Annotated in this window: 4 protein-coding genes and 1 pseudogene; all 5 read right to left on the bottom strand. The window is 59.5% G+C overall.

Going from position 1 to position 6,349, the window contains the following annotated elements; translation table 11 throughout:
* Positions 1-340 (bottom strand): annotated as a pseudogene (locus tag AC1D1J_RS20370) (hypothetical protein); the annotation flags it as partial.
* Between the two features lie 876 nt (positions 341-1,216).
* Positions 1,217-1,591, bottom strand: a complete 375-nt coding sequence (locus AC1D1J_RS20365; RefSeq protein ID WP_477688324.1) for a hypothetical protein — start codon at positions 1,589-1,591, stop codon at positions 1,217-1,219.
* Between the two features lie 731 nt (positions 1,592-2,322).
* The gene (locus AC1D1J_RS20360) at positions 2,323-3,213 is read right to left on the bottom strand and encodes a spore coat protein U domain-containing protein (protein ID WP_477695703.1); all 891 of its coding nucleotides are present in this window, start codon (positions 3,211-3,213) and stop codon (positions 2,323-2,325) included.
* The gene (locus tag AC1D1J_RS20355; protein WP_477695702.1) at positions 3,210-5,600 is read right to left on the bottom strand and encodes a fimbria/pilus outer membrane usher protein; all 2,391 of its coding nucleotides are present in this window, start codon (positions 5,598-5,600) and stop codon (positions 3,210-3,212) included. The genes AC1D1J_RS20360 and AC1D1J_RS20355 overlap by 4 nt, the downstream gene beginning before the upstream one ends.
* Positions 5,601-5,617: 17 nt before the next feature.
* Positions 5,618-6,349, bottom strand: a complete 732-nt coding sequence (locus tag AC1D1J_RS20350) for a fimbrial biogenesis chaperone (protein WP_477695701.1) — start codon at positions 6,347-6,349, stop codon at positions 5,618-5,620.

Here is a 6,349-nt window from a genome sequence, read left to right as displayed (position 1 = left end):
TGTTTGAGTTGAGGCTGATGTTGCCGCCGTTGCCATAAACGCGCACTGTCACTGCACCTGCGGTGAGGTCGCCGCCGACACCGGCGATCACGCTGCTGTCGCCTACGTTGGCGCCTGGAACCGTGAAGGTGACGCTGTCGATCGTGCCGGTGGTTGATGTATTGCCAGCGCTGGTGCCGACACGCAGGAACAGGACCTGCGGGATAACGATTGAAAAGTCCAGGCGTGCAGTGGCGGTTGACCCAACTACTGCCGGCGTGGTGAATGTGGACTCCGCATGGGCCGGTACGGCCAACAGGCCGGCGAGGCTCAATGCACTTGTTAAAACAATCTTCTTCATCAAATTTCTCCAGATCATGGTGATGAGGTGAATCGGGTGTTCAGGCTTTTTCTGAACGTGAGTGGACTGTAACTAGGCGTTTCGAAAAAAGGGGGCTTTACATTCGTAACGCGGGCGACAAATGGTAAATACGTCACGCTTAAGTCATTGAAAACAATGGATTTATGCGAAATGGCGACAAGAAAGATGAGACTTGGCTTGGATGTAACGAATGCCACCAGCCTTCTTCTGTGACATATTTCCCAGAGTGATGTAACGGGTTAGAAACAAATGGCGTTTGTCTGCCAAGTGGTGCTTTTCTCTGTTCCTCTCTGGACCTACCGCGTCGCTTGAACTGGTCGAACACTCGTTGTATGAGAGGCAGAGCTGGTCAATGAAGGCTGTAGCACGCGCTATTCGAGCGAGGCCTCACAGTCAAGGCGGGCTTCATGCAATCAGACGGCGATGGTGGTTGGATTGACTGGGCAAGTCGTATGCGCTTTAACAACCGGAAGAGGTTCACGCAAGGGACGTCGGTGGTGGTTGGTTGCCCGTGTAGATAGCAGGTAGGCACGCCACCGGGATCGCGTGGTGCCCTTGTGGCGTGCATAGCAGCGCAGGCAGCTGATCGACTGCGCGCTTGCTGGCGGCGGCTTGCGACGGGTTGTCGGCGGAATCGCCAGGCACGCAGCACCGGCGTTACGGTTGTGTGCCGGTCGAGGCGCGTTTGGGTGTGGTGCGCAGGCGCGGGCAGGTCGCGCCTCGTTTGCGCGCGAGATTTGCTATGCAGCCGTCACTGCATGCCGGTTGCCGACAAGGGCTTGAAGGTCCTGCTCGCGAGATGCAAGTGCGGCAGGATGGAAACCTGGTGTCGCCAGGCGGCGTGTGAGCCGCTGATTACCAGGAAATGGTCAATTCAACCGGGTCCCGGGAATTCATGGGTTTGCCTGCCACCACGGCAAGGCGGCTACCTGCAGCGGAATCAGGCATAGCGTTCATTCGCTGGATCTGGCCGCTTCTGTTGGTCGATGCGGCAGCAATGGCCTGAATATCCACGGTCGCCGGGCAACTGATGCGCAAGGTACCGGCCTGGCCGTCTGGCTGGCCGCGATGGGTGCAGCGATGGTCTGCCGTGACAGCCTCACTGAAACTGCGCAGCATGATGGTGACACCAAATGTGGCTGAACTGGTTTGCGCCTGGGCCGCACCGTGAATCCCGAGCAGGGACTGGGCGGCCAGGACGGCGACAAAAGCAAATTTGATGGTTTTCATGGTGCAACTCCTTAAAGCTATCAGTTGTTGCAGTCATGCTATCGAATTTGATAATTTGAATCAATTGGTAAAAATCACTGTGAAAGTGTTAATTAGTGACATTTCACACAAATTGATTTTTAAATTGATTTATTTTTTGAAAATAATAATTTCTAGGCGAAATTCGCCAATAAAAAACAATTTTATCAATTTGTGGGCGGCGAAAACGCCAAAAAAGTGCTTGTTTGGACAGCGGCTGGTCGGTTTGATCGATCCCGGGCGGGTTCAGCCTGGCAGGTGATGGTGACCGTAACCCGGGTCTGGGTAGCGGTTCAGGCGCCCGTGAAACTGGTGCCCGCCTGGCCGGCCGCAACGCTGCTTGTCACTGTATAGGGGCTGGGCAAAGCCATCGATTGCGGCACCCGCGTTGCTGAGCGCCAGGGTGTAGTTGAGGCCCCGCAGCTTGCCCGAGGTTGCCGAGAGCGCCCAAGGTTATAGGTCGTTCCGAGTGCAGCCCACTGTGACGTGCATGGTGGCGGTCTGCGGTGTGGCTGCGAGAGAGGGGGAGTTCAAGGTCGGCGTGGACGGGGAAATCGCGCCGGTGCCGAGTTGCCCGAAGCCACAGGCCTCACGAAGCAACTGGCGGTGATAGCTGACAGTAGGAGTGAAGGTCTCGGTCGAGGCAGCGGCTGATTTTGACGGCATGGCGTATCGCAGGCCTGCCCAGGACAAAAAAACAGTAGGTGATTGCCTCAGTAGGTGATGATCAGGGTACGTTGCTCCGCCAGGCTGCAGGTGGCACTGCCGCAGGTGCCGGATGTGTTACCGCCACCCAAGATGGTACCGTTGATCGTGAAGTTTTCCGGCAAACCGGTACCCGTGCGGGTACCGGCGGGCGCGCTCAATGACAGGGTGTAGTTCAGGCCCAGTAAGGTGCCCCCCGGCGCGTCCAGGGTCATGGTGTAAGTCTCATTAATCGTGCAGCGGACGGTATAGGAAGTATTCGCCGTCGCATTCGCTACCTGGAACGAGGTGTAGTTGAAGCTGATGTTGCCTGGGGGGGTGGTCAGCAGACACAGCGAGTTGTTGTTGATGGTGACCGGGAGGGTGCCATTCGACAGGTTGCCTGTTCCGCAACCTGTACCCGCGGCGGTGCACAGCCTCATAGTCACTGTGTCGGTAAAGAGGCCGGCATTCTTGTTCTGGGCGGCGGGGATGGTGGTGTAGTAGGTCTGGGTCTGGCTGGCGAACAAGGTGGCGGTACTGCCGAAATTGACGATGCCGGCAAAGTCCAGCGCCGTGGTATTGCCCCAGCGCTGGGTGAGGCCCGCGTCACGGTAGAGGTTGTAGTTCATCCTGCCCGCTGCTGTTCCTCCTCCTCCATTGAACGCCCGGTTGAAGCCGCCGTTTTCATTCAGGCCGTCGTCCGAGCGCAGGGTGTAGCTGAACGTGGTAGCGTCGCCCGCTGCCCGGCTGCAGCTCACCGTAAAGCTTCCCGTGCCGTTGGTCGGATTGAGATCGTTTTCGAAATAGTAAGCCGTGAAACCGGAAGACGACACGTTGCAAACAATGGTGGCATTTGCTGCAGCAGACCAGAAAACGAGAGCCGCCGCGGCAAGACGCAATGCATAAGAGATGGTCATCGTTTTACTCCGTTACAACGTATTGGCCCCACCCGTGCGATGTCTTCCAGATTGCCAGGAGGCAACGTTACATCGAAAGTGCAACTGGCGCCGTTCCATTTCAGGCGCAAGCGGTTCGTGGCCTGCAAACCCGTGACAAATGTCTCGCCGCGCCTGGCGACGAAGAACTCTTTCTTGTCGCCTATCAGCTCAACCTCTGCACCCGATGGCGCCGGCTCGCCATCGTCCAGCTCAATACGAATCAAGGCACCTCGTCCTGAACGGACGGGAAACGCGATCTTGACCCCACCACGAAGCGCCGGCACGGCTTCGAGCTCGATGGAGTCGAGCTCGGCGCTGATCGGCAGCTCGCTCGGATCCAGTCGCACGCTGTTGCGCTGGAACGGCATCAACCGGGGCAGCAGCGCGACGCCGTCTGCGTTGGTGCGGGTCAGGGTGCTGCCCTGAAAGCCCACACCCACATTGGCGTAACCCGGCACTTCCACAATGGCAAAGCTTTCCTGTACGCGGCGCGTGGCAAAGACTTGGCCTTCGGCCGCTACCATGCCTCCGATCAGGCCCAGGCGCAGGTTCTGCTGGCTCTCGCCGCTGCTGACGTCAGCCGAAAACAGGCCTTTGGTGCCCTGGTAATAAGCACCGCCTTCCGCATAGCGGCCGTCCGCACGAGAGCCCAGCGCCGTTCGCCAGCCCCACCCGGTTTCGGCACTCACAGCCCGGCTGGCGTTTACATATCCTTCGGTGCTTCCACTGCGGGTAGTGACGCCTGCGGCGACGGTGACCCGATTTTCAAGCGGCACGATCAGGGTGGCGCCCACTGAAGTCCCCGAGCTGATGCCGCTGAGCCGGGTGGCGCTCAAAGTCAGGGCTGCGCGTTGACCGAGGCGCAGGGTGTAATTCACACTGAGGGTGTTGAGCTTTCCGAGGTCGTAGTTGTCAAAGCCGGCGTAACTCACGTTGAAGGCGCCGAAGTTGTCGCTGCTGTAGCTGTAACTGGCGGTGGTTTGCAGGCGGGGCGATGGCGTATCGATACCGATTTGCCGGTAGCCGCGTGATGCGCCTTCCGCGCTGAGCGACACGCCGTGCCGCAGCCCGCTGCGCTCGACCCCGACCATCCAGTTGGTCCCCTGGCCCGCCGTGTCGCTGCGGCTGGCCGAAAACGCCGTCTGTCCCAGCATCTGGAAGGGCAGCTCATAGCTGGCGCCGGCGCCGGCACGCATCAGAGACTTCGACCATTCGCCGTTGGCCTCGACCGTGAGGCTTTTGCTCAGGCCCTGGCGCCAAAGGCCTGAAACGAAGCGCTCTCCATAGTCGGCGTTCTCAATCCCGAGGTCGCGGCGTACGGCGCCCAGTTCAAAGCTCCAGTCGCTGAGGTTCTCTTCCAGCAGGTTGGCATTGCTGAAAAATGATTGGGTGATGACGGTTTCCCGGCCCAGGATGTCGCGCACCACCACTCGGGCTTCCCCGGCGCCGGTCAGTGCGGGGAAGTTGTCGATGCTGAAGGGGCCGGAGGGAACCTTGGAGGTTTGCCGCAGTGCATCATTGACATAAAGCTCAACCGTGCTGGGCGCTGCCGACAGGCCGGTCACTGTGGGGATGGGCTGGGTGACGAAGCCTGGTTGTAGCGAGAAGTTTTTGCTGAACTGTATGCCGCCGAAATACACCTGGCGTCCTGAAATGCCGGTGCGCGTGCTGCTGTCGCCGAGCCGCAGAGAGGTGTTGCTGTCCAGGAAGTTGCGCGTGTAAGTGGTTTCCAGCCGGCGCCATGAAGCCTTGATCGTCGGGTCCTGGCTGATGAGGTTGCGGCCCACATAGCTGCTGGTCAATAGCCCTAATTCCCCCGACACGCCGAATTCGGTCAGGGCGCCGAGGTCCTTCGCGTCCGTGGTGTTGCCGGGTGTGCGGTTGCGGGTGGTGATGTAGTTCAGGTCGTAATTGGCAAATGCCGCGGGAATCGACGGTGACAGCGGAGGGCGCATGGCCGATTCCTGCGTCAGGCGCACGGCGTTGAAGGCGGCCGGCGAAAACACCAGATCCACTGACTGGTCGGCAAAATTCAGCCGCGCTTCGAATCCCGGAATAGCAGACAGCGGAAACCACTTTTGGCCCTGGAAATCAACGTCCTGCGCGCTGGGCCGGTGGTTCAGCCGCCACTCTTCAAAGGCATCTTCCGGCGCATACAGGATGCCGTTGCGCTCAAGCAGCGTCCAGACGCCGCCTTTGGTGCTGTTGATGAAGACTTCCAGCGGAAGGAGCCGGTCGCTGGATGACCGGGCCGCTGGCGGCGCATTAGAGGAGGCGGGTGTTTGGGCGTGTGCCAGCAGGCTGTAACAAAGGCCTGCAATGCCTATCGCTACGGGGTGTTTTCGTAAAGTCCACCAGCGCCTCATTGAAATCGGGTGCCAAATCAAGGCAGCGTGATGCTGGTCGTCAGGCTTTGTCCGTCGTCAAAGGTCACCACCAGTTCGGCTTCCCCTGCCGTGAGGGCCTGTTCGCCCTTGAGGCTGACGGTTTTGCGGGCACCTGGGAGGATGTAACTTCCGCCTTCAAACCGGGCCAGGGCTTGCTTGCCGCGCGTGACGGTCGCTTCCCGTATCTGGGCGTAAGCCGTACCGGTATTGCTGCATTGCAGGTTGAGGGTTTTGGTATCCGCCAACTGGTGGGTGCAACTGACCTGGCGTTTGGCCACGGGGGGTGTGATGAAGACGGGCATGCTCAAGGCCAGCGCGATGGGAACCTGGATGCCAGTTGCGGGTGCAGCTTCAGGGACTTCACGAATGATCAGGCGGTAAGTCAGTTGCCGGCTTGCATCTGCAGGTTTCAGCAGGGCAAGGCGTACCACTTGGCGGGCCTTGGGCGCCAGCTTGATGATGGGGGGGGCCAGGATCATGTCTTCGGTCAGAACGAGTTCGTCAGTGCCGTCGGGTTTCTGGGTCCAGGTGTTGATGTCAGCCTGCAGCACGACTTCGGTATCGGCTTCGTTAGACAGTGTGACGGCGATGGCGCGATCGCGCGGGGTCATGTAAAGCCGCACCGGAGTGACCGAAAAAACGCCTGCCGTGGCAGCCGCCCAAGGTCCCAACAGGCTTAGCAGGAAGGCGTAGGTAACAAGCTTTCTTCGGCGCTGTGAGACGTTCAT

It is taken from the genome of Polaromonas sp. P1_F8, assembly GCF_056405635.1.
Note: the sequence above shows the minus strand (reverse complement) of the source record. Positions and strands in the feature narration are given on the sequence as shown.